The following is a 25,342-nucleotide window of genomic DNA, read 5'->3' as shown; positions in this document are numbered from 1 at the left end:
CATGAAGTACCCGACCATCAAGCGCGGCAGCCTGATCCTGGCCCTGGCCGTACTCGGCGCGACGACACTCGCAGGCTGCCACGACGCGGCAGAGGACACCCACGCGCAGCCCACCGCCGCCGCGACGGCCGACCCCGCCGAGCGGAGCGCCCTGCAAGCCTTCTACCAGCAGAAGCTTACCTGGACACCATGCGGCGGACTGCAGTGCGCCACGCTGACCGTCCCCATGGACTACGCACACCCCGAGAACGGCCAGACCTTCACCCTGCGGCTGGCCAGGGAGGCTGCGGCGGACCCCGTCCAGCGCATCGGCTCCCTGGTCTTCAACCCCGGCGGCCCGGGCTCCTCCGGAGTCGACCAGCTGAAGGACGGCGGCGTCTCCTCCTTCAGCGAACGGACCCGCGCCCGCTTCGACATCGTCAGCCTCGACCCACGCGGCGTGGCCGGCAGCAAACCGGCCATCGACTGCGGCCCCTCCGACGCCACCGACCAGGACCAGCCCGCCTCCGACGACACACCAACGAGCGTGTACCCGACGACCGATGCCGAACGCAACGCCGCGCTCGCCGACGCCGCCCGCCAGGTCGCCGCCTGCAAGGCCCACAGCGGGGCGATCCTGCCGCACGTAGGAACGCTGGACGCCGCCCGCGACCTGGACGTGCTACGCGCCGCCCTCGGCGACGAGAAGCTCAGCTACCTCGGCTGGTCCTACGGCACCTACCTCGGCACCGTCTACGGCGAACTGTTCCCACACCGGGTACGCGCGCTCGTCCTCGACGGAGCGATGGACCCCTCACTCACCTGGTCCGAACAGACCCTCCAACAAGGCAAAGCCTTCCAGAAGTCGGTGGACGACTACGCCCAGCAATGCGCCACCGTCGTGCACGACGCCTGCCCCGCCACCACCCCGGACGGCATCCGCAAAGTGATCACCGACCTGTACGCACGCACATCGAAACACCCCCTGCGCATCAAGGGCACCGACGAACGGCTCGACCAGAACCTGCTGCTCACCGCCATCACCACGTCGATGTACACGCCCGAAGCCCAGTGGCAGGACCTGTCCGAGGCGCTCCGCGCCGCACGCAACGGCGACGGAACGAAACTCGCCGAACTCGCCAGCCCCGGCATATCCACCCAGGACAGCAACTCCGACAGCAACTCCGATGACAGCCCCGACGCCGGATCCGACCCGAGCGCCTCCGCAGAGCAGGCCCCCGACAACTCCTCCGTCGCCATCACCGCCGTCAACTGCCTCGACCAACCGCACCCAAGGGACCCGCAGCCCTACTGGGACCTGCTGGAGCGCGCGCACAAGGAGGCCGGAGCCATCGGCACTTCTACTGTCCTCGCCGAACTCACCTGCAAGGACTGGCCCGCCGGACAACAGCAGCCGCACCGCGTCCACGCCGACGGCCTGCCCCCGGTCCTGGTCGTCGGCACCACCGGCGACCCGGCCACGCTCTACCCGTGGGCGCAGAGCCTCGCCACCCAACTGCCCGGCGGCATGCTGCTCACCTACAAGGGCCTGGGCCACACCGCCTACGGCCGTAGCAACGCCTGCGTCACCGACGCCGTGGACGCCTACCTCACCGACCTCAAACCGGTTCCGAGCGGAACGACCTGCTGATCCGAGCGTGTCCAGACACAACGCCACGCGGCCCCAGCGCACCCGACCGCCTCGGTGACCTCCCCCGCCGGGAGGTCCGGACGAACCGCTGGAAAGAACCCTCCGTGACCAACCCGGCCGGCGTCCTCGCGGTACGGCGAGGCGATCGGCGGCTGTGGCGCCTGGACCGGCACGTGGGGGCCGCTGGCCGTGTGGTTCTCGGTCGGAGCGCACCCCCCTCGACGCCGCACCGGCACGATGCCCCACCGTCCCGCTCGGCGTGCTCCGCCCGCGTGCTGCGCGGCGCAATCGGCCGAGCGCCGGGGCGTCCGGGGTCAGAGTTTGAACATCGCGGTGTACGGGTGGGTGATGCGTTCCTGCCGTGATCCGAAGTCGACGAGTACCGCGATGTCGCCGTCACCTTCGATGCCGATGACCCGACCGAGGCCGTACCCGTCATGGGTGACCCGGTCGCCGACGGCGAAGTGCTTGCGCGGTGCCTCCGCCCGGGGCTTGAAGGGGCTGGTGGGCAGGGGGCGGCGACCTGCTGAGGATTTCGTCATTCCGGCCAGTATGCGCCTGGAAGCGCGGGCGCGGGCCTTTTCAGTGCATACGAGTTCGAGTCGGGCCGGAATGCCGCGCCCGCCGTCCAGTGCGGCCCCTGAATGGCGCCGGTGGGCGGCGTGGTGCGCCGCCTTCGCGGGGCTGTCACCGCAAGGGCAGGCGGCGTTCCGCACCGCGGGAATCGCCCTCCCCTGGGAGCCGTCGGCCCCGACGAGGTGCGGGCCGGATCCTCAAGGGGCTTGCTCTCCAGGCGTGTTCACGGTCCTCCCGGCTCGGGACCGGCCGCCCCGGGGAAGGCTCCCGCAGAACCGGGGGTGAAACATCCCACCGCGGCGGGCCGTGGCCTGCTACAGTCGTCTTAGTTGCAGTAGTGGTTCCCATGAACTTTGTGTGCGCCTGCTGATGTATGCAGGTGCATTTTTTGTTCCCCGGCTCTTCCCCGGTGGGCGCTCCATGCGGTGACTCGAAGCCCGCGCTGTGCGTGCTTCGGACAGTCCCTTGAAGGAGATTTTTAATGGCTAATGGCACTGTGAAGTGGTTCAACTCGGAAAAGGGCTTCGGCTTCATCGAGCAGGAGGGTGGCGGCCCCGACGTCTTCGCCCACTACTCGAACATCAACGCCAACGGCTTCCGTGAGCTGCTCGAGGGCCAGAAGGTCGAGTTCGACGTCACGCAGGGCCAGAAGGGCCCGCAGGCCGAGAACATTCGCCCGCTGTAGTTCTTCTGCCATGGCACCCGCCTAGCAGCGAGGGGCCCGCACCGCGCACAAGTGCCCGGTGCGGGCCCCTCGGTCATCGCGCCACGGCGCATCCCTCCGGCCGTTCAGGCCCCTGGCTCCGCCACCGGCGGCCATCCCCACGCGAGACGCACAGCGCCGCGTCCGGATCGGCGCCCTGCCGTGACAGCTCACGGTTCGAGGTTCTTCGCTCCCGCCCTCTGCGGTGAGCGCCGACCGTAGGTGACGTGCCGAACGGTTTCACCGTCCACGCTCCGCCCGTCACACTTTTGGCCCGTTCCCTTGCGGTCTCCGTCCGGCGCCCCGCGCCACGGAGCCTTCCTCGTGACGTGCCGCCCCGAGGAAGGTTTTCCGCATGGCCCGCTCCAGTCGCTCCTCGTACCACAACGCCGACTTCCGCTCCGCGGCCCGCTCCGGTGGCGGCTCCTTCTACGGCGACCGGCCCGCCGGAGGCCGACGCCCCTCCGCGCAGGGCGAGTTCGCGATGCCGGTGACCACCACCCCGGCACTGCCGGCCGTCGAGTCCTTCGACGAGCTGGACATGCCGAAGGCGCTGCTGTCGGTGCTGACCCGCCAGGGCGTCACCGCGCCGTTCCCGATCCAGGCCGCAACGCTGCCGAACTCGCTGGCCGGCCGCGACCTCCTCGGACGAGGCCGGACCGGCTCCGGCAAGACCATCGCGTTCGGGCTCGCCGTGCTGGCTCGTACCGCTGGGCAGAGGGCCGAGCCGCGTTACCCGCTGGCCGTGGTGCTGGTCCCCACCCGCGAGCTCGCACAGCAGGTCACCGAGGCACTCACCCCCTACGCCCGCGCCGTACACCTGCGTATGGCGACCGTGGTGGGCGGGACGTCGATCAGCCGCCAGGCATGGATGCTGAACCGCGGGGCGGAGGTCGTGGTGGCCACCCCGGGCCGACTCAAGGACCTGATCCAGCGCGGCGACTGCCGGCTGGACCGGGTCGGCATCACGGTGCTCGACGAGGCCGACCAGATGGCCGACATGGGCTTCCTGCCCCAGGTCACCGAGCTCCTCGAACAGGTCGCCGGAGGCGGCCAGACCATGCTGTTCTCCGCCACTCTGGACCGCAACGTCGACCGCCTGGTGCGGCGCTTCCTCAAGGACCCGGTCACACACTCGGTGGACCCGTCCGCGGGAGCGGTCAGCACCATGGAACACCACGTGCTGCACGTGCAGAACTTCGACAAGAACGCCACGATCGCCCACATCGCCTCCCGCGACGGCAGGGTGATCATGTTCATCGACACCAAGCACGGCGCGGACCGCCTGGTGGAGGACCTGCTCGCGAACGGGGTGACGGCCGCGGCCCTGCACGGCGGCAAGTCCCAGCCCCAGCGCACCCGCACCCTGGAGCAGTTCCGCACCGGCCAGGTGACCGCACTGATCGCAACCAACGTCGCCGCCCGCGGCATCCACGTCGACGGCCTCGACCTGGTCGTCAACGTCGACCCGCCGATCGACCACAAGGACTACCTCCACCGGGGCGGCCGCACCGCCCGGGCCGGCGAGTCCGGCACCGTCGTCACGCTGGTGCTGCCCAACCAGCGCCGCGCAATGGCCCGCATGATGACCACGGCCGCCATCACCCCCGTCACCACCAGGGTCAGCGCCGGTGACGAGGACCTGGCCCGTATCACCGGCGCCCGCGTGCCCACTGGCATCCCCACCGTAGTACCCGACCCCGTCGTCGAGCGGCCGCGCCGCGGCCCGTCCACGAGTCGCGGCCGCCGCGGCCGCCCCGCCTACGCCACCGGCGACACCCGGGCCGCCACGGGCCGTGACGACCAGGGCTCCTCCGGCCGCCGCCGGACGCCCAGGCGTGCCGCCCGCGTCGTGTAGCACCGCCGGGCCCGGTCGCCTCGGGCCAGCTGCTCTTCGCCGCAGCCGCGCCGTCTGGGACTCCGCCGCCTCCCTCAAGGGCCGCACCATCCGCCTCACCGGCTTCGCCACCCCCAAGGACAGCTCCGGCTGGCAGCCGGCCGACTGATCGTCACCTGCTGCGCCGCCGACGCGAAGGTGGTCGGGGTCCGGATCCACGGCGCCCCCACCCCGCCCACCGACTCCTGGGTCACCGGCACCCGGCACCCGGCACCAGACCCCCCGAGGAGCCCGCCCTCGACGCCGCCACCGTCACCCCGATCCCCACTCCGCCCGACCAGTACCAGGACACCGCCCAGCCCTGAGGCCGCAGACGGTGGTTGGCTCTATGCTGGGCCGCTCTCCGACGATCACGAGAACGGAAGGCGGACGCGGTGCAGAGCGGCACGGTCGTGGCAGGCCGGTACTTGATGGACCGTCCGATGGGCGCCGGCGGGATGGGCGAGGTCTGGGCTGCCGAGGATCAGCTGCTCGACCGGCGGGTGGCGGTGAAGCTGCTGCACCGGACCGACGCCGACTCCCGGGAGCGCTTCCTGCGGGAGGCGCGGGCCGTCGCCGGGCTGCAGCACCCGGGGATCGTGGTGGTGCACGACTTCGGCGAGTTCGACGGCCTGCCGTACCTGGTCATGGAACTACTGGCCGGACGTTCGCTGGAAACCCGTCGGGGTGACGGCCCGGTCGCTGTGGGCTGGGCCGCCGAGGTGGGTGCGCAGGTGGCGGAGGCCCTGGCGATGGCCCACGCCGCCGGGCTGGTGCACCGGGACGTCAAGCCGAGCAACCTCTTCCTCACCGAGGACGGCGCCGTCAAACTGCTGGACTTCGGCCTCGTCCACGAGCGCCCGCAGGCCCTGGACAACTCCGGACCGACCGACCGCACCACGGCCGTCGGCACCCTCGCCTACATGGCCCCCGAGCAGCACACGGGCCGCAGTGTCGACGCCCGGGCCGACCTGTACGCGTTGGGTGGCACCCTGCACGCCCTGCTGACCGGGCGGCCGCCGGCCGGAGGTCAGCCGCTGCGAGAGCTGCGCCCGGACGTGCCCAAGGAGCTGGCGCAGCTGATCGGCTCCCTGCTGCGGCCCGACCCGGCGGAGCGCCCGACCGGAGCCGCACCGGTCGCCGAGCAACTGCGCCGCCTGGCCGAGCGCCACGGCGGCCGGAAGGCCCCGAAGGCGGTGCGGCAGATCCCCACGCGTCGCGAGCCGAAGGAGGCCGATGGGCCGCAGCACCGGGTGCGCCGGGCCGTCCTGGGCATCGTTGCCGTGCTCGCCTTCGCCCTGGCCGCCGTCAAGGTCCTCGACGTGCCGTACGCCACCTCCGACAGCACCGTCACCCCCGGGTGGGAGCCGAACCACCCGACCGCCACCCCGCTCCCGGCGCAGCTGCACCCCGGCGACTGCCTCTCCTACTCCAAGCCGCCCGGTGATCTGGACACGAACCTGGACGCGGGGCTCGGCTGGACGAAGCTGGACTGCGCCCGCCCTCACCAGGCGCAGGTCGTCACGGTGCTCACCCTCACCGATCCGACCTTCGCCGCGAAGTGGCACACCGCCCTCGCCCTCCTGAGCAGCAGCTGCGACACGGCCGCCACGGAGGTCGAATCCGCCACCCACCCCTCGCTGAGCTTCGCCCGGGCGGTGCTCGGCCCGACCCAGGCCGATTGGCTCTCGGGCGCCGGCCGCTTCGCTTACTGCACCGTGCACCCCCGGGACGGCGGCGACCTGCGGTAGCGAAGTGTGACTGCCGTCGCTGGCATGGCATGCGTGATGTCAACCAGCCTGTGGGCGTGGTGTTTTCGGGACCGTCAACCGTCGTCGAGGGCGTGACGGGCGAGGGCGAGGTCATCCGGGTGTCGGCACGGACCCGGGATGATCCCGTTCCGTGCCCGGCGTGCGGGCAGCCGACGGGGCGGGTGCGCGGCTTCCACGGACGGGTGGTCGCCGACGTGCCGGTGACGGACGGCGGGTCATGGCGTCAGTACGGGTCCGGCGCCTGGTCTGTCCGGTGCCGAGCTGGTCGAGTACGGGCTGGTCCGGCCCAGCTTCGTGCCCCCGGAGCCGATCCGGCAGCTGCGGGACCTGACCCGCTACCGCACCGACGTGGTCCGCGAGCGTGTCCCCTTCACCGAGCACCACGCGTTCATCGTTCGCACGATGCTCGACCGCATCGACCAGGCCCGCGCGGCTGAGGATCGGATCACCGAGGAGATCGGCCGCCGCCTGGCCGCGCACCACACCGCTGACGGCCGGCCCTTTCGGCGACTGATCGAGCTGCCGGTCACCATCCCCGGCGTCAGCGACCGCGCGGCGGAGGTGATCCTGGCCGAGATCGGCGCGGGCATGTCCCGGTTCCCGACCGCCGGCCAGCTCGCCTCCTGGGCCGGGATGTGTCCTGGCAACCACGAGTCCGGAGGCAGGCGAATGTCGGGCCAGATCCGGCATGGCAACCGCTATCTCAAGGCGGTCCTCGGCCAGGCGGCCGCCAGCGCGGGCCGGTCCAAGGGCACCTGCCTGGCCGCCCGCTTCCGACGCATCGCCGCCCGGCGCGGCACCGATCGGGGAAGGCGCTCAACGACCAACCGACGGCAGCCGTCCGCTTGCTTGGCGCACTCCGGGGCCAGGGCCCGGGTCTCATTGCCTGCTGCTCGTCGAATTCCCCGTGGCGCCGTCGCCCTCTGCCCGGGTGTGGAGCTTGCCGCGCGCGGCGAGCCTGTCCAGTCGGTGCTGTTCCCTGACCGCCCAGTTCTCCACTCGTGCCGGGTCCAGCGGTCCGCCGTGGCCCACGTGCAGCGTGGTCGGCTTCAGCGCGAGCATGGCTCGCAGGCTGGCCAGGTTGCCGACCGGGTCGTCGTGGAAGGGCGGGTTGGCCGGCCTTCGGCGGGCGACGCCGAGGAACGAGGTGGCGACCAGGTCGCCCGCGACGAGATCGCCCTCATCGGTGAGGACCGACATCGACCCGGCGGTGTGTCCCGGGGTGGGCATGATCCGGGCGTCGACGCCGTGCTCGTACAGCGCGGTGGGGCCGTCGACCACTAGGTCCGGCCGGAAGGGTTCCGCGTGTTCGTGGAAGGCGTCCAGTCGATCCAGGAAGCGGCCGAACCGTCCGGTGGGGAGGTACGGTTCCCGGATCCGGCCGGTTGTGTAGGGCCCGAGATCCGCGATGTGAGCGACCACTGGAGCCCCGGTGGCCCGGCGAAGTTCCGCGGCGGATCCGAAGTGGTCGATGTGGGCGTGGGTGATGACGATCGCCGAGACGTCGCGGGGCTCGATGCCGTGCTCGGCGATTCGAGCAAGGATCTTCGCGCCGCTGCCCGGGATGCCGGTGTCGACCAGAACCGCCTTACGGCCCAGGAGTAGATAGGCGTTGACGTTGCGTCTGCCCATCACCGGTACCGGAATGACTGTGGTGTGTGCCATGACTCCGAGGCTATGTCCGCCAGAGTGAGCCGTTCCATGCCTGTCTGGTGCAGATTCCTGTCTGTTCGTCTCACCGCGTGTAGTGTCCGGGCATGGATGTCCTCGCCGATGTGCTGTCTGCCACGAAGATCGGCGGCACCGTCACCGCCAGGGTGCACGCCGCCGGGCCGTGGGGGATCGAATTCCCGCACCTGCCCTCGGCCGTCTTCCACCACATCACCCAGGGCGCCGCCTGGCTGCGCCGCCCAGGCGCCGAACCGCTCCCCCTGACGGCGGGCGACCTCGTCCTGCTCCCGGCCGGCACCGGTCACGCGATGGCCGGCGACCCGACAGGACCGACGATCCGGTTCGAAGACGTCACCCCGGCGCCTGGCAGCGGGCAGGGCACACCGATCGACTTCCCCGGCCCCGGACCCCAGACCCGCGTCGTCTGCGGCGGCTACCGCTTCGACACCCACGCCTCCCACCCACTGCTGACCCTGCCACCCGTGCTGCTGCTGCGTGCCGACCCCTCGGCGCGCCGGCACGATCTCACCGAGACGCTGCGCATGCTGACCGCCGAACTGGCCGACCCGGCACCGGGCTCACAGACCATCACCGACCGGCTGGTCGACGTCCTCTTCGTCCACATCCTGCGCCAGTGGGCGGCCTTGCGGGACGACCCGGGCCACGGCGCCACCTGGTGGGCGGCCCTCCGCGACCCCGAAGTCGCTGCCGCGATCTCCCTCATCCACGAAGAACCCGGGCGGAAATGGACCGTGGACACCCTGGCACGCGAAGTCGGCGTCTCCCGAGCCACCCTGTCCCGCCGCTTCACCCGCCTCGTCGGCGAACCCCCACTGGCCTACCTCACACGCTGGCGCTTGGAGATCGCCGCACGAAGGCTCCGAGACACCAACGACTCCGTCACCCGCATCGCCAACACCGTCGGCTACACCTCCGAGTTCGCCTTCTCCCGCACATTCACCCGCCACCGCGGCACCCCACCCACCCGCTACCGAGCCACCCATTCCCTATAGCAACCTCGGTCAGAACTCTGCCGGGGCAAGAGGCCTCAGCCGCAGGGGGCAGCGGCATGCGCCACCAGCAGAGGTGAGAGCGGGTGCCGGGGGCGGGAGTGGTGTCTCGGTGGCCGAGCCTCCGTCAGGACCTCATCGTGCAGAGCGATCCCGTCACCCGTTCACGGTACGGCGCTCTGGCGTCATGCGGGGTGAGTGCTGGTCGGGCGACGGCTGGAGCTCACCATCCGTGCAGGGCGTCGCGCAGGGTGTCGCCGGCGAGTTTGAGGGCGACGTTGTTGGCGGCGGTGTCGCGCAGGCTGTCGAGCATCATGAAGTCGTGGACCATGCCGAGGACGCGGACGGCGGTGACCCGGACCCCGGCGGCGCGCAGTTTGGCTGCGTAGGCCTCGCCCTCGTCGCGGAGGACGTCGGCCTCGTCGGTGATGACCAGGGTCGGGGGCATGGATTTGAGTTGGTCCAGGGAGGCACGCAGGGGGGAGGCGTGGGGGTCGGCGCGTTGGGCGGGGTCGGTGGTGTATTGGTCCCAGAACCACTGCATGCCTTCGCGGGTGAGGAAGTAGCCCTCGGCGAACTGCAGGTAGGAGGGGGTGTCGAAGGCGGCGTCGGTGACCGGGTAGAGCAGGACCTGACAGGCGAGGCGCAGTCCGTCGCGTTCGGCGTTCATCATCGCGAAGACGGTCGACATGTTGCCGCCGACCGAGTCGCCGCAGACCGCGACGGTGGCGGGGTCCAGGTTCTTGGCCGGGCCGTGGTCCTTGAGCCATTGGCCGACGGCGTAGTTCTGTTCGATCTGGGTGGGGTACTTGGCCTCGGGGGCGCGGGTGTAGACGGGGAAGAGGACGGCGGCGTTGGCGCGGACGGCGAGTTCGCGTACGAGGCGGTCGTGGGTGTTCTCGTCTCCGAAGACCCATCCGGCGCCGTGGATGTAGACGATCACCGGCAGGGTGCCGGTGACGCCCGCGGGACGGATGATGCGGGTGCGGATGGTGCCGTACGGGCCGGTGTCGACGTCGATCCACTCCTCGTCGACGGCGGGCTTTTCGACGCCGGTGCCGGTCTGCAGGCCGGCCAGTGCGTCGCGTCCGTCGGCCGGGGGGATCTCGTAGATGCGTGGGTGGGGGTCGGTGGCCTTGGCCAGGTCGGTGGCGGCCGGCTCCAGGACCGGGGCGGTGGGGCGGGAGGTCGTGGCCATGGAGGCCTCCTGGGGTGGGCTGGGTATGGCGGCGCGAATCGGCGGCCGCGGCACCATCCTTGCCGCGCCTGGCGGTTCGGCGCGTGCCGGGCTGCGGGGAGGGTGGGCCGAACGGGTGACGCGGGCTTGCACTGCCCCCGCGCCTCGCCCGGGGGCGTTCGGTGCGGGTCCGGGCTTCGGCTCGGGCAGGTCTGGAAGTCAGCGGAGCGGTGGCCCGGACCGGACGAGCTGGTCGAACATGTCCTCGATCGACTGCTGGGCGGGCCGGTAGCGCACGCCGAGGTCTCGGCGGTTCTTGGACGTGTCACAGCGCAGGTCGTAGCCGACGTTGCGGCGCAGGTATCCGCGGTCGAGTCCGGCCGCCGGGCCGAGCGCGACGGCGAGGGCCTTGGGCAGCGCGCGGCGCGGCAACGCGGACCGTGACCCGTAGGCGGGCAGGAGCCTGCGGCTGAGGTCGACGATGTCGGTGCTCTCGGCCACGACGAGGTGGCGTCCTTGCGCATCGGGCAGGAACGCGGCGGCCAGGTGCGCGTACGCGGCCTCGTGGACGTCCACGACGGCGAGCGCGACGCGGGGGGCGCCGAGGCGCGCCCGGCCGCTCGCCAGCTGACCGGCGATGGTGAAGCTCTCGCTGGTCGGGTCGTCGTTCAGCGCGGGGCCGATCACCAGGCCCGGGTTGACGGTGACCAGGCGCCAGCGGTCCTGGGCCTGTGCGATCCGCCATGCCTCCCGCTCGGCCAGGGTCTTGGAGTAGCTGTAGGGCTCGCGGGTGAGCGACGAGGTCGTGTTCCAGGCAGCCTCGGTCACGGTCCGGCCCGGGATGCGGAGGACGTCCCGTGCATCGCCGATCATCGCGGCGATCGAGCTGGTGATCACGACCCGCTCGACGCTGGTGACCTCGTTCGCGGTGGTGAGCACGTTGCGGGTGCCGCGTACGGCCGGGTCGACGAGGTCGCGTTGGGGATCCCGTACGGACCGGACGAAGGGTGAGGCGGTGTGGATCACGGTCCGGCATCCGTGCATGGCCTGGGTGTAGGAGTGAGCCGCCCCTGGGGGCAGCGGGGGCACCTACTCCGCGCTGGGGATCGGCCACCTGATCGGTACCGATCCGGACCCCGAGCGCCGGTCCGAGTTGAAGGTGAACGCCTCCAAGCATTCAGCGGCGCGGCCCTCGCGACTCCAAGCGCTCGTCGCCCAGGTACTCGGTCGTCTCGGCTCAGGCGTTTGGGTGGGCCAACCAGCGCAGCGCGCCGATACTCGGCAGGAAGAAGTACTCGCCGCCACGGGTGATGACGAAGCGTTCGACACCGTGCAGGCGGCGCCGGACGGGTCGCTGAGGGATCGTGAAGATGCCGGTGCCGTCGTTGTCGCCCGTGAGCAGATCCTTCTCCCGATCGAGGCCGGTGAAGTTGCCGTCGTTGAGCCACTGCGACTTCACGAATTCGAACTGCCGGTCGAGGTGTGTGCCGATGAAGACGAACACGATGCCGCGGTCGGCGCCGTCGTCCGTCAGGACGCCCTGCGGCAGCGGCGGCCCGTAGTTGGTGCCCCGTCGGATCATGCGGTGCAGGTGGACGTCGCCGATGATCTCCGAGTCGCGCGGATTGGCTCGCCTGGCGTGGGCGCCGTGCGGGCAGATCGCGCCGTGCGGATCGGCCTCCTGGTAGTGGAAGTCGTTGTTGCGCTGCGCGTCCGCCCCCAGGGCCGGGTCATCGCGCTCGGATGCCAGGATCAACGGGGCGCCGCTCGGCCAGCGACCCACGATCTTCGCGGCGAGCAGCTCCTCCTCGTCCGGGCTGCCGGCGTTGTCGTGGAGATACTTCCGGAAGGCGGCGACCCGCGTGTGGAGCTTCCGCCAGGCCACGAACGTGCCGTTGCGGCCCAGCACCTCCGGCTCCGGCATCGGCGGCAGATTGCCGGTCTGGTCCGGGTAGCCCAGTACGAACTCGCCCGCCTTGAGCGCCGGACCCCAGGCAGGGGGCATGGCCGCCCCGCTGCCTTCGATCGTCGGGTTGCCGATGCCGTCCTTGTAGCCGAAGCTGGTGCGGCCCGTGGACAGCTGGTAGAAGTCCTGCCGATGGACGACCTGAATCCCGGGAAGCCGCGCGTGGGCCTGGCGGGCTCGTTCGAGGACAACCGCGAGCGACTCCTGGTCGGCGGCGAGGAGGGACAGCACGACGTGCACCTGGCCGTTGCCGAAGGGCGGCTCCCAGCGCGCGGGTGCGCTCTCGCCCGTATCACCCAGGAACTCGGCGCGGGCAGCCATGCCCTGCCGAAACTCCGCGGGGAAACTGTTCAGCGAGGCCGGCGGCACCTCGAGCGCTTCGAGCCCCCGATACGTCAGCCCGACGTTGAGGAGTGCCGGAAGGGTGGGCTGCCACCAGTCGGCGGCGGAGTCGACCAGCTCGGCCAGGCGTCCCATCAACTGCCGGCCGGTCCCGGAATCGTCCACCCGCAGCAGGATGTACATGCCGACATACGGTGAGGGCCGGTCGCGCAGCACGATGCCTTGAATCTCGTCCAGTTGCAGCCGCGGTCCCTCGGCCACCGTCATGTCGTCCTCCCGGTCAGGCATCGGCAGAGGTGGTACCGAGCGCCGGCGCGGTCAGCCCCGTCCGACACTGACACATCGCGTGATCCACCAGCATGTGGGCGCGCGGGGTCGGGCGAAACTCGAGATTGCGCAGCGCGAGCCGAAGCGCTCGCCGCGGATCGCCACCGACGGTCAGCCAGAACTCCGCCGCGTGGTCGGCGTACGCCTCGGGGTGGCGCGCCAGCAAGTCCTCGTACCGCTCGGCCGCGTGGGCGCGCCAGAACCGCGCCTCCGCCGATGCCCCGGCCTCGCCCAGGACACGGGCCAGCCGGGCCGCACAGTCGGGATCACCGCCTGCCGCCGCCCGACGCAGCCGCCCGATCGCCGCGCCCGCCCTGCCCTCGGCGGCATCGACATCGGCGAGGTGCCTCTGGGCCGGTACGTAGGCCGGCAACCGGCGGGCCGCCGACTCCAGCCGGCTGCGCGCTCTTCGCAGGTCGCCCTGGGCCAGCCACATCTGCCCGCACCGGCACTCGAGCACCGCGAGTGGAAACGGACTGACCCCGCGGTGGGCGCGTCGCGCCGCCAGCAGCCAGGTCTCGGCCGCGACCGTCTCTCCGCGCTCGGCATGCCAGCCGGCCAGGGCCCCCAGAGCGCTGAAGTCGGGCCGCCTGGCCAGCGCCTGTCGATGCAGCGCGAGTGCCTCGTCGTATCGCCCGACCGCCTGATGGACGGCGGCGCGCTCCGCGTCCAGGCTTCGCCCGTCGAGCCCCAGAGCGGCCGCCGCGTCGAGCTCGGCCAGCGCCGCCGGGAAGCGGTGGAAGAAGGCGGCCGCCCTGGCGCGAGCCAGATGGGAGAGGGGATCACGCGGCGCCAGGTCGACGAACGCCTCCGCCAGCGTCGCGGCGCGCTCGCTCTCGTCGATGCGGCCCAGTACGTGCCCGCGCAGGGCGGTCAGCTCCACCAGCTCGGCCCACCCGGCACCCGTCAGGCTTCCCCGGCTCGCCTGCGACGTCAGGCCCTCGATGCGCGCATCGAGGTTTCCCATCGCGATCGCGCCTGCCGTGGTGACCGGCCAGCTGTCACCATCGAGCCGCGACCCGCCGCCCGCACGGCCGTCCGCCGGGAAGCCGCTCATCGGCTTGCGGCGACCGTCGGGACGGAATAGGGCGCGGGCGGGTCGGGGTTGGGCGGTGCCAGGTACGGGAACTCGCGGGAGGCCGGCACGGTCGCCCCATCGACGCCGTCGCTGATCCGCGGGCCGCGGCCGGCGTTGATGAGCAGCGTGTACAGCGTGTCGAAGCCGTCATCGTTGAGCGACCTGCCGCCACAGGTCGTGTGTGCCCGTCCCTCCAACAGCGCCCGCTCGATCTCGAGGTAGCTGTCCTCGGCGTACGGCTTGGCGACGTCCACGACCAGGAAGTCGGCGAGGAACAGCTCCGTCAGCGGGTGCGTCCCGTCCGGCTGCGTCGACCAGTCGAGCCTGCCGTCGAGACCGTCGAAAAAGACCAGGTTGGCGTTGAGTCGTGAGCGATAGGCACTCACGTAGGTCGGAGCCAACTCGAACGGGTCCTCCTCGTTGTAGAGATCGCGGAGCTCCACCACCGTGTTGCCGGGGTCGACCCCGTTCTCCGACAGGAGGACGTTCTTCATCTCCAAGCGGCCGAGCCGCTCGAGGCGCATGGGATAGGGGCCGGCGGTGACGGTTTCCGCCGCCACGGCGAACACGGTGCCCGAGGCCGACCCGAGTACCGTGGCGACGTCGAGCTCGACGACGATCGTCAGAACGTCGGCGCCTTCCAGCGCGTTGCTGCCTTTCGGCAGGAACGCGAGCCGCCGAGCCGCGCGCGTCTCCACCTCCTTGCCCACGTCCATGAAGAACGGGTCCAGCCGCACTCCGGCGTAGATGCGAACGCCAGAGCCGTGGCCGCCCCGCTCGTCGTCCACCTCGAAGGAAACCGACTCCCCGCTCGGGAGCACGCAGGTTCCCCGCTGGACCGGCGCACCGTCGGCGTCGGGCTCGGCCGGTGCCGAGAACGTGCAGGTGAACGCGTATTCGTCGGTGCCGACGCCGAAGAGCGGGTCGGAGCGTTCCGAGGGGATTCTCGCGGGACGTACGCGGAAGCGGTAGTCGGCGGCGTCGGAGAACAGGGCCCCAGGCCGGGCGTTGGGGAAGACATTCATGACCAGGACGAGCCGGTCCGGCCGGGCGGGGCTGGGAAAGGCATAGAGGTCGGCGAGATCGATGGCCGGATCGGCCAGGGCTCGGGGACCGGAAAGGTGGTCGGACACGACGCTGTGACCTCCTGTGCGCATCCCGGCGCCGGCGACCCGTGCGCCGTTGCCGGGTCACTCGGTGATCCCTCGGTGACCCCAGGTATCACGGCTCCGGCCGGAGCGCTTTGCGCGGGAGACAATCCCTGGGGACTCCCCTCCCACGACCGGTAGTCGTGGGCCACTAGCCAGCTGCGGCATCCAGCAACATGTCGAACGCCTGGGTGACCTTCTGTGCCTTGGCGGTGTCCTGGACCGTCATGGTCGGATTGGACGCGTACCACATGTCGGCTTCCACGATTCGCGACGTCAGCCACTCGCTGAAGTGAGGGTCGGTCGACCCGGGCCAGCCCTCGACGACGTCGGTGAACATCTCGTCGAACCACGGCGCGGCGTTGGCAATGATGTCCGCGAGGTACGGCTTGAAGCCACCGTCGTAAGTGACCGCCGCGATGACCTGGGTGTCGTTGTTGATGAAGACCACGCGGAAGTCGTGGACGGTGCCGACGAGCCTCTCGTAGTACCAGGCATCGGCCTGGTACTTGGCGGCGTCCTGGCGATACCTGGCTGCCCCGCCCGGCTTGACATCGAAGAGCACGGTGATTTCCGCTACTTCCCCGGCCCGCTTCCCGACACCCTCGGGCTGCCTGACCACGGTAGGAATCTCGGCCGTCCCGGTCGCCGGCGATTTCTGCGTCGTCATGGCCTCGTCTCCCCTCGGATCTCCTGGTGGTTGGTCTGGAATCTCCTATCGGCTCATCCGTAGAGGCTGAGCCCCCTCCGGGATCGTTCCCAGACCCAGCCTAGTAGGCCGAGCACCGACCGTCCTGACGACCATCGCGGCCAGTGGCGATCTACCGTGCCCGCCAGGACATCCCCGGCGCTGCACCAGTCGCCGGGCGCCGGCCTGCAGCCCCAGGCTGCGGCCGGAACCCGTGCACCACCTCGACGCGGCCGACGATGTGTCAGGGAAACAGCCGCCCGTCCCGCCGACGGTTCGTCGACCGCGCCGCTGACCGCTTAGGCTCCGGGCCACCCTGACCGCGGCCCTCGCCGGGGCCGCCATCGTGAAGTGGTGGTTCAACCGGTGGGCGCAGCAGCACCCGGCGTCGCCGCCGGCCGGCCTCCCGCGCCGCGCAGGCGGCCTCCAGCACAAGCCGGCGGGCGAGCGCCACGACCGCCGGGGCTGCCGGCGGCGCAGTGCGATCCCGGGCGCGGACCCGTGGCAACCGATCGGCGGCAGAGCCAGGACGGCGGTGTTGTTCTGACACGCGGCCGCCGCCGGAATCATCCGATCGAGACTCCCGTTCGACCAACACCCCTCAAGATCGGAACGACAACAGCCGCTATCGCCTGTCCAGCAGTCCGCGCTCGAGGGCCACGACCACCGCGTGCGTGCGGTCTCTGACGTCGAGCTTGGCGAAGACCCGCAGCAGATGGGTCTTCACCGTGGCCTCCGTGATGACCAGCCGCCGGCCGATCTCCACGTTGGACAGGCCGTCGGCGACCGCTCGCAGCACATCCACCTCCCGGGTGGTCAGGGCCACCGGAGCTGGTTGCCGCATGCGGGCGACCAGCCGCTCCGCGACCCTCGGGGCCAGGACGGTCTCGCCGCGGGACGCGGATCGGATGGCGTCGACGAGCTGGTCACGCGTGGTGTCCTTGAGCAGGTAGCCGATCGCGCCGGCCTCGACCGCGCGCTCGATCTCCGCGTCGGTGTCGTACGTGGTCAGGATCAGTACCCGGGTTCCCGGGTGGCGGGCGACGATCTCGGCGGTGGCACTCGCCCCGTCGAGGACCGGCATCCGCAGATCGATCAGTGCCACGTCCGGCTTCAGGCGCCCGACGAGTTCGACGGCCGCGCGGCCGTCGCCGCCCTCGCCGACGATGTCGATGGTGGGCTCCGAGGCCAGCAGGGCGACGACCCCGGCGCGCATGACCGTGTGGTCGTCGACCACGATGATCCGGAGCCCGTCCGTCTCTGTCCGAGCGGTCATGTCGTCACACCTGACTGTTCGTGGGAATCACGGCGAGGACGCGGGTGCCGTCGCCGAGGGAGCTGGTGACGATGAGTTCGCCGCCGAGTTCGGCGAGGCGATTGCGCATGCCGTTGAGGCCGAAGCCGTGGGAGTCCTCGACCACGAAGCCCCTGCCGTCGTCGGTTATCTCCAGTTCGACGCCATCCGGAGACGGCGCGAGGACGATCTCCACCGCGGAGGCGGCCGCGTGCTTGCGGACGTTGGCCAGGGATTCCTGGGTGCAGCGCAGGAGCGCGATCCGGGTCGGCTGGTCGCACTCGACGTCCGGCAGATCTGCGGTGACGGTGAGCCCCGTGTCCTCGGCGAACCGGTCCAGGGTCCGGCGCAGGGTCTTGGCGACCGAGCCGAGGGCGGGACCGCTCTGGGGGGCGGAGTCGACGAGTACCCGCGCCTCGGCGAGGTTCTCGCGCGCGGTGTTCTCGATCGAGAGCAACTGCCGGGCGCTCCTGCCGGGGTCGGTGTCGAGGCTGGAGCGGGCCGCCTCCGCCAGCACGATGATGGATGCGAAGCCCTGCGCAAGGGTGTCGTGGATCTCCCGCGCGAGCCGCTCACGCTCCTCCGTGGCGCCCTGGAGCTTGTGCGCCTCGGCCAGGCGCAGTTGGGTGCTCTCCAGCTCGGAGCCCAGGCGGCGCGCTCGCTCGTCGCTCTGCTCGACGATCCGGACCACCCCCAGTCCGAGCAGCACGCCCGCCGTGTAGCCGATGAGGGTGAAGACGATGTTGCCGGTGGCGAAGTCCTCCGCGTGCCAGCTCTGATGGCGGACGATGCCGGCCACGGTGGCCGCGGCGGCAGCGCCGCTGAGGGCGATCGAGTGCCGCGGGCTCCTGGCGAAGAGCCAGAAGAGGGGGAGCGACACGATGAACAGTGCCGCGCCGTCGCCGCGCAGGAGGGACAGCGCGCCCAGGCCGAGGACGAGCACGCCCAGAAAGGTGTGGGGGCGCAGCACGGGGTTGCGGGGAAGGGCCACAACGATCGTGTAGCAGAGGGCGACCACGGCAAGCAGCGCCAACGACCAGTACCTCGTCGTTCCGGTGTGGTGCAGCGCGGAGATGACCGGGGGACATAAGCCCAGGAGCACCCAGGAGACTGCGTACCACCGGCGCAGCGTTCGGGTGCGGAACCGGTCGTCGGGCTGCGGCCGTTGAATCATGATCGTCAGCTTACGTTCTGCGGCATGCCGGCAGCAGGGACAGCGGTCCGCGCCCGTCGCGCCGGGCGCGGCGGCCACCATGCCCGCTCGCCGAGGAGCAACAGCAGCGACGGCAGGACCATGAGCCGGATGACCACGGCGTCCAGCAGCACGGCCACCGCCAGGCAGAAGCCCATCTGCTTCATCTCGGTGAGGTGCAGTGCGACGAAGGCACCGAACACGGTCACCATCACGATCGCCGCGCTGGTCACCACCTTGGCCGACCGGCTGATGCCGTCCACTACCGCCTCACGTGCCGACATCCCGTTCTGCCTGGCCTCCTGGATCCGGCTGACCACGAACACCTGGTAGTCCATCGACAGGCCGAAGAGGATCACGAAGAGGAACAGCGGCACCCGGGATGCGATTGCGCCAAGGGAGTCGAATGCCAGCAGGTGCTCTGCCCACGTTCCCTGGAAGAACACGACCAGCAGGCCGAGCGAGGCCCCGGCGGACAGCAGGTTGAGTACGGCGCCGATCAGGCCGATGGCCACCGAGCGGAACGCCCACACGCTCATCACGAAGGTCATCAGCAGCAGGAACCCGATGACCAGCGGCAGCTTCCTGTTCTCGTGATCCACGTAGTCGCGGCCTCGGGCCACGTCACCGGTCACCCCCGTCTCCACGCCGGACAGCCTGCCGACCGTGGCGGGCAGATAGTCCTTCCGGATGTGGTCGAGTGACTCGATCGCCTCGGCGGAGGGGGCGGGGAACGGGACGGCCAGCTCCAGCACGCTGACCCGGCCGTCAGCCGACGTACGCACCGTCGGCTCGGTGTCCCTGGCGAACAGCGGATCGGCCTGCGCCCGCCGGCCGAGGTCCGCCAGCGCATGCTGCACCTGGGTCGCTCGGTCCGGAGTGGAGCGGGTGACAACGACGTGCTTGACCAGGAGCTCCGGGAAGGCCGCGTTCAGCCGGTCGTAGACCTGCATGGCCGGGATGCCGCGGGAGAAGGTGTCCTTGCCCGGGTCGACGAGCTTCAGGCCGAGCGCGGGCGCCGCCAGAGCGAGCATGACCAGCACCGACACGCACAGCGTGAGGGCGGGACGATTCCGCGCGGGCCTCAGTAGGGCACCGAACACCCGGCCCGTCTCGGCCTCCGCGCGCCTGGTCCGGACCGGCTTGCCGCGGCTCGCCCGGCGGGCGGCCTTGCCGGCCGCACGGCGCTCGGTCCGCCGGCCGATCTTCACCAGGAGTGCGGGAAGTACGGTCAGCGAGCTGACCATGGCGACCGCCACGACCAGGATCGTGCCCGTCGCCAGCGAGGAGAAGATGACGTCCGTGGCCAGATACAGGGTCGCGGTGGAGACGATCACGGCGAGACCGGAGACCACGATGGCCCGGCCCGCGGTCGCCGCCGCCAGCTCCACCAGGGCCTCGGAGCTGAGCCGCCCCCCGGCACGGGCCCGTTCCTCGCGTTCGCGCTTGAGGTAGAAGAGCGTGTAGTCGACGCCTACCGCCAAGCCGATGAGCAGGATCATGTTGGTCCCGACACCGGGGTCGGGCAGGACATGGGACGCGATCATGGACAGCCCCAGGGCGGCGGCGATCGAGGAGAGCGCAAGCAGCAGTGGCACTCCGGCCATGACCACCGATCCGAAGACGATCAGCAGGGTGATGAGCGTGACCGGCAGGGTGATGCGCTCGGAGAGCGTGAGGTCTTTCCCGCGCTGGTCGTTGACGCCCTTGCTGATGGAGGGGGAGCCGGTCTCCTCCACGATCAGGTCCGGGTGGCCGCCCTGCACCTGAGCCGTCTGGGCGAGGACCGGGACGACGTTCTTCTTCCCCTCCAGCTCGGGGCCCTCAAGGACCACCGGGACCCTGAGAACCTTGCCGTCCTTGGAGCGGACCGGAGCCGCGACGCTGTCCACCTCGGGCAGCTTCCGCAGCCGCTCGGTGAGGTCCTGCGCCGCCGCGGCGGCGGCCAGGTCCAGCGGCCCGGACCTGGCACGGATGATGATCTGCTCGGTCGGCCGCTGCTGCAAGCCTCCCGCAGCCGCGATCGCCTCGGCCCGCCCCGCCTCACCGACCCGGTAATCCTCGGTAGTTGCTTCATGGGAGCCGATCGCGACACCAACACCGAGGCACACAATGACAAACGCGAACCAGCCGGCGATCGCGCGCCATGCGTGCCGGGCGCTCCAACGGGCTATCCGTACAGGGAGTTGACTCATACCCGAGATCCTGGTCGGCCGGGGGCCGCGCCCGACACGCCCGGCCGGTTGAACCTCGGGTCCACCGGTCAGTGGACGCCAGGGGGGTGGGGCTGCCGCTGGAGCAGGTGGACCCCGACGACTTGTGGCGGGCGGCCGGTGAGTCGCTGGACGGTGTCGGTGGTGCGGTCCGCGGCGCACTCGGCGATGGCGAGGTCCATGCCGGTCGGCGTTGCGGCGAACTCGAAGGGCATCTGCGCGGCCAGTCTCCGGCAGCGGCCGACCGTGTGGCGGTACGGCTGCCGGTGATCCGGGTGGCGCCGATGACCAGGGTGGCGCCGGTGGTGGTCATGGTCATCGGGCACCGCTCCCGGGGAAGTCGAGTCCGGGCTACCGGACGGCGAGAGGGTTCCAGTACTCGCGGTAGGAGGCGAACCGACCGTCCTGGACAGTCACCACGGTGGTGTAGGCCGTGTCGAACGGTCCTCCGGTCTCGACCGGGCGGCCGACCCGCACATCCGGTCGACGATGGTTCCGGGCTCGGTGGTCCGGTGGATCGGCAGGTCGGGGAAGGCGGCCGCTCGGGTGACGGCGCGAGGCGGTGATGCGGTGTCAGCGGAGCTGGGTCATGTGGGCGAGGAGGGTCTGGGCGGCGCTGTCGGGGGCGAAGGCGCTGTTGATGCCTTCTGCGGCTCCTTCGGCTGCTGCGACGGAGCGGGGCTGCAGGACGGCTTCGTAGGCGTGGATGGCGTCGTCGATGGTGGGGCTCTTGAACGCGATGGGGACGGCGTTGGCGGGCTCCGGCGACAGGTCAAGCGACCGAGGTGATCGCTCGGATGGCAGCCGAGATTCCGGGGCCCGGTCGGCCGGGAAGCCGCGCCAGGAGAATCCGGCGGACCTCGGGGGGCGCTCCTTCTACGCGCAGCAGGCTCACGCCGTGCGGCAGCACGATCGACATGCGGGACGGGACGGTTGTCACGCCGAAACCACCGGCGACCAGCTGCAGCTTCGTCATCCAGTCCCTCGTCGTGTGGACGATGCGCGGCCGGCCGGGCAGGCCGGGCCAGACGCCGAGCAGGGGTTCGGCACCCGATGACGGGGCGGCGATCCAGGGAGCGTCGACGAGCTCGTCCACGTGCACCGCGGTGCGGCCGGCGAACATGCCGGTGGTTGCTGCCCCTACGAGCAGTTCGGTGTCCGCGACCGTTTCGATGTGCAGCTGGGGGGACTCGCCGTCCGACGGCCGGTGCGGTGGGCGGGATGTCAGCACGGCGACGTCGATCGAGCCTGCCCGCAGGGCGCGGATCAGTACGGGTGTGGTGGCCTCCCGCGTCGTGACCGTGAGATGCGGGCCGGCCGTTGCGAGCCGTGTGAGCACGGGCGGCAGGATCAGTGCCCCGGCGCTGGGGAACATGCCCAGCCGAACCAGTTCCGTCGGTGAGGAGGAGCCGGCGAGCTCCTGTTCGGCCTCGGCGACGGAGTCAAGGATCGTGCGGGCGTGCCGGAGCAGGGTCAGGCCCGCGGGGGTGAGGTGCACCCCGTCGAAGCGGCGCTCGAACAGGACGGCGCCCGCGCTCCGTTCGAGGGCCGCTGCTTGACGTGAGACCGCCGACTGGGTGTAGCCGAGCTGGGAGGCCGCCGCAGTGAAGCTCCCCGACTCGGCGACCTGCCGCAACACCCGGAGAGATGTACTGGAGAAGTCCATGCGTACTACGCATACCACAGATGCCAGATCGTCGCTTGGCGCATGGCCGCCGTGCTCCTAACGTCGTCTCAAGACGGACAATCAAGGAGGCCGGCAGATGCGAGCAGCAGTCCTGACAGAGTTCGGCGCCCCGCTCACCGTGCAGGAGATGCCCGATCCCGTGGCAGGCGGGGGCGAGGTAGTGGTCCAAGTCCTGGCGGGCTGCGTCCCCCCGTACGCCGAGGAGGTCTTCAACGGTCGGCGGAACTACCCGCTCGAACCGCCAGTGGTCCCCGGTACCGGTGGCGTGGGCCGGATCGTCAGCATCGGCCCGGATGCCACCCGGCTGCGCGTCGGCGACCTGGTGTGGTGCGACTGCACGGTCCGCTCTCGCGACGACGCTCTGACCCCCGACATCACGTTGCAGGGCTGGAGCTCCCGCGGCGACGGCGGTGCCAGGCTCGCCCGGCACCTGCACGACGGGTCATTCGCCGAGCTCATGCGGGTGCCGACGGAGAACGTCTACGCACTGCCCACGGAAGCGGAGGGTGACCCGGCGCGCTGGTCCTCGCTCGGCGTGTACGTAATCCCCTACGGAGGACTGCTGGCAGGAGGGCTCGAAGCCGGCGAAACACTGCTCGTCAGCGGGGCCACCGGCAACCTTGGTAGCGCCGCGGTCGCCACAGCCCTTGCGATGGGAGCGGGCCGGGTGGTCACGCCGGGCCGCAACCGCGCCGTGCTCGACCTCCTCGCAGACCGGTTCGGCCCGCGCGTACGCCCGGTCCAACTGACCGGCGACGAGGACGCCGACCGCACGGCCATGTCCGCCGCAGCCGGGGGCCCGATCGACATGGTGATCGACCTGCTCCCGCCCGCCGCACCCAGTTCGGCGGCACGTGCGGCGGCCATGACCGTCCGCGAGTACGGCCGTGTCGTCCTCATGGGCGGCGTCGGTATGCTCGGCGGTGCCGACCTCGCTCTCCCCTACCCGTGGATCATGCGCAACTCGGTCACCGTGCGCGGGCAGTGGATGTACCCCCGCTCGGCGAACGTCGGCATGATCCGACTCGTCGCATCCGGTGCGCTCGATCTCAATGCCGAATGGGTCCGGACCTTCCCCCTCGACGCCGTCAACGACGCTGTCGAGTACGCCGCCGCGCATGGCGGGCCGTTCGACCGAACCGTCCTCGCCCCGCCTGCCAATTGATGCCGAGCGGTGTAGCAGGGGTCTTGGAGCAGCCTCTGGTCATGGTGCAGCCATCGTGCACCCCATTCGCGGTGAGCTGGGCGGCGGGGAGCAGCTTGTCGGAGAGCAGTGCAGTGTCGAAGCGGGCCCGGTCCCCGGCGGTGGCGACGATGCCGCCGGCGGCCCCGGGCCGGCGAAGGAGATACCGGGCGGGGTCCACCGGCGCATGTCCTGGCGGGTGAACGCGGCACGCCCGGTCATTTGTGGCGTCAGGTTCGGTGCGGCTGGCGCAGCCCCGCGAGGAGGAGTGCGATCAGTCGGCGTGCGTCGTAGCGGGGGTCGCTGTCGGTGCCGATGCAGAGGTTTCCGATTCCGCGCATGAGGTGGTAGGCATCGAGGTCGGGGCGGATCTCGCCGGCGGCGGCTGCGGCGTCGAGGAGCTGGGCGCACACCGGCACGAGGCGGTCGAGGAAATAGGCGTGCAGCACCTCGAAGCCGGTGCTGTCCGCCTGCATCGCGGCGGCCAGGCCGTGTTTGGTGACCAGGAAGTCGACGAAGAGGTCGACCCAGCGTTCGAGGGCGGCGAAAGGCGTCGGGCCGGCCGCCAGCAGAGCCGGGCCCGCTTCGGCGCAGGTGTCGACCTGGTGGCGGTAGACGGCGATGACGAGGTCGGCCCGCGTGGGGAAGTGGCGGTAGAACGTGCCCAGCCCGACGCCGGCCTTGGCGGCGATCTCGCGTACCGGTGCGTCCACGCCGGAGGTGACGAAGACTGCGGCGGCGGCGTCCAGCAGGGTCTGCTGATTGCGGCGCGCGTCCCTGCGCTTGGAGGCGGCCGAACTTCCCTGGCGCGGACTGCTCTCGCTCATCGGGCACTCCTTCGACGACTGCTCCTGCAAAGCGGAACGGCGTTCCGTATCGCATGTGGAACAAGGTTCCGTTTCATTTATGATGCCAGACCCGGGGAACCGACGGCCAGGCCGTCGCCGCCACGCCCCGAGGGGGAGCCGGAAGAACACCCGGGCATGGATGCCGCGCGCGTGGCCCTGATCCAGCAGCTCACCACGGCCTTCCCGCACGGCGCCCTCCAGGGCGACGACGCCGGCTGGGAGGTGGCGGCCGCCTCGCTGGCGGAAGACCCCGAGCCGCTCGGGATCCTGCGGAGCAAGTGAAGAACCGTCCCACCGCCAACGACCGAATCATCCGGCCTGTTGGTACTCGTGGAAGGCTCCTGCGCGGCGCCGAAGCCACGCCCGTCCGTGACGGGGGCGCGGACGGGCGTGGCTTCGGCGGCGGTGGGCCCGGCTGTCGGAGCCGGCGTGGGCGCCCTCGCGTTTCGGGGTGTCAATGCCGGCCGTCGACAGCCGACTCGGCCGGACGGCGGGGCCGCCGGGTCAGCGGGCGCTGCCGATGTTCCGGTCGGCGTCGGCGCCCTGGAGCATGAGGGTGGTCTCCTCGATGCGGCGGAACCGGCCGTCGGCCGCGAACTCGGCGAAGAGGTAGACCTCCACGCGCACGGAGGAGCCGTCGGTCTTGTGGATGTCGATGATGTGGCGGTCCGCGTAGAGGTCGCCCTGCACGAGCTCCTCCAGGACCTGGATCTCGCCGCCGGCAACGATCGTGCGCAGGTGGGCGATGTGGGTCGTGAACTCCTCGCGGTTGTCCCAGCGGCCGTCGGTGCGCTGGCGGTAGTCGGGGGCGAAGTGCCGGTCGACGGCCTCGGCCAGCTCCAGACCGGGGGTGAAGAGCAGGTCGGTGAGGGCGGCGACGACGTCGGTGCGAGTGGTGGCGGCGGTCATGGGGATCTCCTCGGGATTCACGTTCCGGCAAAATATGCGTGCGTCGAGCACG

Annotated in this window: 24 protein-coding genes and 2 pseudogenes; 10 read left to right on the top strand and 16 right to left on the bottom strand. The window is 71.0% G+C overall.

From position 1 onward, the window contains the following. The first annotated feature begins 1 nt into the window (after position 1). The gene (locus ACFQ87_RS09130) at positions 2-1,630 is read left to right on the top strand and encodes an alpha/beta hydrolase (protein WP_380609969.1); all 1,629 of its coding nucleotides are present in this window, start codon (positions 2-4) and stop codon (positions 1,628-1,630) included. Positions 1,631-1,944: 314 nt separating this feature from the next. Here ACFQ87_RS09130 and ACFQ87_RS09125 read toward each other — a convergent pair whose 3' ends face one another. After that, positions 1,945-2,172, bottom strand: coding sequence for a hypothetical protein (locus ACFQ87_RS09125; RefSeq protein ID WP_380609968.1), 228 nt, complete (start codon positions 2,170-2,172; stop codon positions 1,945-1,947). Positions 2,173-2,687: 515 nt separating this feature from the next. On the opposite strand from ACFQ87_RS09125, the gene ACFQ87_RS09120 reads away from it, so the two are divergent. From ACFQ87_RS09120 to ACFQ87_RS09095, 6 genes and pseudogenes are all read left to right on the top strand, one after another. Continuing rightward, positions 2,688-2,891 carry a cold-shock protein gene (locus tag ACFQ87_RS09120; RefSeq protein WP_045694210.1) on the top strand — a complete coding sequence of 68 codons (204 nt, stop codon included), beginning with the start codon at positions 2,688-2,690 and terminating at the stop codon, positions 2,889-2,891. Between the two features lie 373 nt (positions 2,892-3,264). Beyond that, entirely contained in the window at positions 3,265-4,767 is a 1,503-nt protein-coding gene (locus tag ACFQ87_RS09115; protein ID WP_380609967.1) for a DEAD/DEAH box helicase, read from the top strand. Further along, complete coding sequence (locus tag ACFQ87_RS09110) at positions 4,748-4,915, top strand: hypothetical protein (protein WP_380609966.1); 168 nt, start codon at positions 4,748-4,750, stop codon at positions 4,913-4,915. The genes ACFQ87_RS09115 and ACFQ87_RS09110 overlap by 20 nt, the downstream gene beginning before the upstream one ends. A gap of 265 nt (positions 4,916-5,180) precedes the next feature. Next, a complete protein-coding gene (locus ACFQ87_RS09105) occupies positions 5,181-6,536 on the top strand; it encodes a serine/threonine-protein kinase (protein WP_380609965.1) in 1,356 nt (451 codons plus the stop codon). A gap of 59 nt (positions 6,537-6,595) precedes the next feature. After that, a pseudogene (locus ACFQ87_RS09100) lies at positions 6,596-6,813 on the top strand (transposase family protein); the annotation flags it as partial. Between the two features lie 146 nt (positions 6,814-6,959). Then, positions 6,960-7,295, top strand: a pseudogene (locus ACFQ87_RS09095) (transposase); the annotation flags it as partial. A gap of 141 nt (positions 7,296-7,436) precedes the next feature. Here ACFQ87_RS09095 and ACFQ87_RS09090 read toward each other — a convergent pair. Next, positions 7,437-8,222 carry an MBL fold metallo-hydrolase gene (locus ACFQ87_RS09090; RefSeq protein ID WP_380609964.1) on the bottom strand — a complete coding sequence of 262 codons (786 nt, stop codon included), beginning with the start codon at positions 8,220-8,222 and terminating at the stop codon, positions 7,437-7,439. A gap of 92 nt (positions 8,223-8,314) precedes the next feature. On the opposite strand from ACFQ87_RS09090, the gene ACFQ87_RS09085 reads away from it, so the two are divergent. Next, positions 8,315-9,241 carry an AraC family transcriptional regulator gene (locus ACFQ87_RS09085; protein WP_380609963.1) on the top strand — a complete coding sequence of 309 codons (927 nt, stop codon included), beginning with the start codon at positions 8,315-8,317 and terminating at the stop codon, positions 9,239-9,241. 220 nt (positions 9,242-9,461) lie between these two features. Here the strand turns inward: ACFQ87_RS09085 and ACFQ87_RS09080 are convergent, their stop codons facing one another. From ACFQ87_RS09080 to ACFQ87_RS09025, 12 genes are all read right to left on the bottom strand, one after another. After that, positions 9,462-10,436, bottom strand: coding sequence for an alpha/beta hydrolase (locus ACFQ87_RS09080; RefSeq protein WP_380609962.1), 975 nt, complete (start codon positions 10,434-10,436; stop codon positions 9,462-9,464). Positions 10,437-10,634: 198 nt separating this feature from the next. Further along, entirely contained in the window at positions 10,635-11,504 is an 870-nt protein-coding gene (locus ACFQ87_RS09075; protein WP_380609961.1) for an NAD-dependent epimerase/dehydratase family protein, read from the bottom strand. A 148-nt stretch (positions 11,505-11,652) separates the two neighbouring features. Then, positions 11,653-13,011 carry a Dyp-type peroxidase gene (locus ACFQ87_RS09070; protein WP_380609960.1) on the bottom strand — a complete coding sequence of 453 codons (1,359 nt, stop codon included), beginning with the start codon at positions 13,009-13,011 and terminating at the stop codon, positions 11,653-11,655. Next, positions 13,004-14,107 carry a tetratricopeptide repeat protein gene (locus tag ACFQ87_RS09065; RefSeq protein ID WP_380609959.1) on the bottom strand — a complete coding sequence of 368 codons (1,104 nt, stop codon included), beginning with the start codon at positions 14,105-14,107 and terminating at the stop codon, positions 13,004-13,006. The genes ACFQ87_RS09070 and ACFQ87_RS09065 overlap by 8 nt, the downstream gene beginning before the upstream one ends. Beyond that, positions 14,104-15,261: a DUF4331 family protein gene (locus tag ACFQ87_RS09060; protein WP_380609958.1), complete on the bottom strand. Its 1,158-nt coding sequence runs from the start codon at positions 15,259-15,261 to the stop codon at positions 14,104-14,106. The genes ACFQ87_RS09065 and ACFQ87_RS09060 overlap by 4 nt, the downstream gene beginning before the upstream one ends. Positions 15,262-15,427: 166 nt before the next feature. After that, on the bottom strand, positions 15,428-15,946 hold the full coding sequence (locus ACFQ87_RS09055) for a hypothetical protein (RefSeq protein ID WP_380609957.1): 519 nt from the start codon (positions 15,944-15,946) through the stop codon (positions 15,428-15,430). Between the two features lie 643 nt (positions 15,947-16,589). Then, positions 16,590-17,240, bottom strand: coding sequence for a response regulator (locus ACFQ87_RS09050; protein WP_380609956.1), 651 nt, complete (start codon positions 17,238-17,240; stop codon positions 16,590-16,592). Positions 17,241-17,244: 4 nt separating this feature from the next. Further along, complete coding sequence (locus tag ACFQ87_RS09045) at positions 17,245-18,432, bottom strand: sensor histidine kinase (RefSeq protein WP_380609955.1); 1,188 nt, start codon at positions 18,430-18,432, stop codon at positions 17,245-17,247. Between the two features lie 5 nt (positions 18,433-18,437). After that, entirely contained in the window at positions 18,438-20,645 is a 2,208-nt protein-coding gene (locus ACFQ87_RS09040) for an MMPL family transporter (protein ID WP_380609954.1), read from the bottom strand. 68 nt (positions 20,646-20,713) lie between these two features. Then, positions 20,714-20,878, bottom strand: coding sequence for a hypothetical protein (locus ACFQ87_RS09035; protein ID WP_380609953.1), 165 nt, complete (start codon positions 20,876-20,878; stop codon positions 20,714-20,716). Positions 20,879-21,014: 136 nt separating this feature from the next. After that, complete coding sequence (locus ACFQ87_RS09030) at positions 21,015-21,140, bottom strand: hypothetical protein (RefSeq protein WP_380609952.1); 126 nt, start codon at positions 21,138-21,140, stop codon at positions 21,015-21,017. 295 nt (positions 21,141-21,435) lie between these two features. Beyond that, positions 21,436-22,329, bottom strand: coding sequence for a LysR family transcriptional regulator (locus ACFQ87_RS09025; protein ID WP_380609951.1), 894 nt, complete (start codon positions 22,327-22,329; stop codon positions 21,436-21,438). A gap of 97 nt (positions 22,330-22,426) precedes the next feature. Between ACFQ87_RS09025 and ACFQ87_RS09020 the strand changes: the two genes are divergently transcribed. Next, the gene (locus ACFQ87_RS09020) at positions 22,427-23,515 is read left to right on the top strand and encodes an alcohol dehydrogenase catalytic domain-containing protein (RefSeq protein WP_380609950.1); all 1,089 of its coding nucleotides are present in this window, start codon (positions 22,427-22,429) and stop codon (positions 23,513-23,515) included. A gap of 248 nt (positions 23,516-23,763) precedes the next feature. Here ACFQ87_RS09020 and ACFQ87_RS09015 read toward each other — a convergent pair whose 3' ends face one another. Then, positions 23,764-24,360 (bottom strand): TetR/AcrR family transcriptional regulator, encoded by a 597-nt coding sequence (locus tag ACFQ87_RS09015; protein ID WP_380609949.1) that lies wholly within the window; start codon positions 24,358-24,360, stop codon positions 23,764-23,766. Between the two features lie 156 nt (positions 24,361-24,516). Here ACFQ87_RS09015 and ACFQ87_RS09010 point away from each other — a divergent pair, with 156 nt between their 5' ends. Continuing rightward, entirely contained in the window at positions 24,517-24,663 is a 147-nt protein-coding gene (locus ACFQ87_RS09010) for a hypothetical protein (protein WP_380609948.1), read from the top strand. 222 nt (positions 24,664-24,885) lie between these two features. Here ACFQ87_RS09010 and ACFQ87_RS09005 read toward each other — a convergent pair whose 3' ends face one another. After that, a complete protein-coding gene (locus ACFQ87_RS09005; RefSeq protein WP_380609947.1) occupies positions 24,886-25,290 on the bottom strand; it encodes a nuclear transport factor 2 family protein in 405 nt (134 codons plus the stop codon). Positions 25,291-25,342 lie beyond the last annotated feature (52 nt).

The sequence above is a fragment of the Kitasatospora sp. NPDC056531 genome (assembly GCF_042794375.1).
In the GTDB taxonomy this organism is placed as follows: Bacteria; Actinomycetota; Actinomycetes; order Streptomycetales; family Streptomycetaceae; genus Kitasatospora.
This window is presented reverse-complemented; position numbering and strand designations above follow the sequence as displayed.

What these genes read in the sequence shown, in the direction of transcription:
- ACFQ87_RS09065 (WP_380609959.1), bottom strand. Translation starts at nt 14,107, where the DNA reads ATGAGCGGCTTCCCGGCGGACGGCCGTGCGGGCGGCGGGTCGCGGCTC.
- ACFQ87_RS09090 (WP_380609964.1), bottom strand. Translation starts at nt 8,222, where the DNA reads ATGGCACACACCACAGTCATTCCGGTACCGGTGATGGGCAGACGCAAC.
- ACFQ87_RS09080 (WP_380609962.1), bottom strand. Translation starts at nt 10,436, where the DNA reads ATGGCCACGACCTCCCGCCCCACCGCCCCGGTCCTGGAGCCGGCCGCC.
- ACFQ87_RS09115 (WP_380609967.1), top strand. Translation starts at nt 3,265, where the DNA reads ATGGCCCGCTCCAGTCGCTCCTCGTACCACAACGCCGACTTCCGCTCC.
- ACFQ87_RS09045 (WP_380609955.1), bottom strand. Translation starts at nt 18,432, where the DNA reads ATGATTCAACGGCCGCAGCCCGACGACCGGTTCCGCACCCGAACGCTG.
- ACFQ87_RS09125 (WP_380609968.1), bottom strand. Translation starts at nt 2,172, where the DNA reads ATGACGAAATCCTCAGCAGGTCGCCGCCCCCTGCCCACCAGCCCCTTC.
- ACFQ87_RS09020 (WP_380609950.1), top strand. Translation starts at nt 22,427, where the DNA reads ATGCGAGCAGCAGTCCTGACAGAGTTCGGCGCCCCGCTCACCGTGCAG.
- ACFQ87_RS09015 (WP_380609949.1), bottom strand. Translation starts at nt 24,360, where the DNA reads ATGAGCGAGAGCAGTCCGCGCCAGGGAAGTTCGGCCGCCTCCAAGCGC.
- ACFQ87_RS09010 (WP_380609948.1), top strand. Translation starts at nt 24,517, where the DNA reads ATGGATGCCGCGCGCGTGGCCCTGATCCAGCAGCTCACCACGGCCTTC.
- ACFQ87_RS09035 (WP_380609953.1), bottom strand. Translation starts at nt 20,878, where the DNA reads ATGCCCTTCGAGTTCGCCGCAACGCCGACCGGCATGGACCTCGCCATC.
- ACFQ87_RS09050 (WP_380609956.1), bottom strand. Translation starts at nt 17,240, where the DNA reads ATGACCGCTCGGACAGAGACGGACGGGCTCCGGATCATCGTGGTCGAC.
- ACFQ87_RS09120 (WP_045694210.1), top strand. Translation starts at nt 2,688, where the DNA reads ATGGCTAATGGCACTGTGAAGTGGTTCAACTCGGAAAAGGGCTTCGGC.
- ACFQ87_RS09025 (WP_380609951.1), bottom strand. Translation starts at nt 22,329, where the DNA reads ATGGACTTCTCCAGTACATCTCTCCGGGTGTTGCGGCAGGTCGCCGAG.
- ACFQ87_RS09005 (WP_380609947.1), bottom strand. Translation starts at nt 25,290, where the DNA reads ATGACCGCCGCCACCACTCGCACCGACGTCGTCGCCGCCCTCACCGAC.
- ACFQ87_RS09085 (WP_380609963.1), top strand. Translation starts at nt 8,315, where the DNA reads ATGGATGTCCTCGCCGATGTGCTGTCTGCCACGAAGATCGGCGGCACC.
- ACFQ87_RS09040 (WP_380609954.1), bottom strand. Translation starts at nt 20,645, where the DNA reads ATGAGTCAACTCCCTGTACGGATAGCCCGTTGGAGCGCCCGGCACGCA.
- ACFQ87_RS09070 (WP_380609960.1), bottom strand. Translation starts at nt 13,011, where the DNA reads ATGCCTGACCGGGAGGACGACATGACGGTGGCCGAGGGACCGCGGCTG.
- ACFQ87_RS09055 (WP_380609957.1), bottom strand. Translation starts at nt 15,946, where the DNA reads ATGACGACGCAGAAATCGCCGGCGACCGGGACGGCCGAGATTCCTACC.
- ACFQ87_RS09130 (WP_380609969.1), top strand. Translation starts at nt 2, where the DNA reads ATGAAGTACCCGACCATCAAGCGCGGCAGCCTGATCCTGGCCCTGGCC.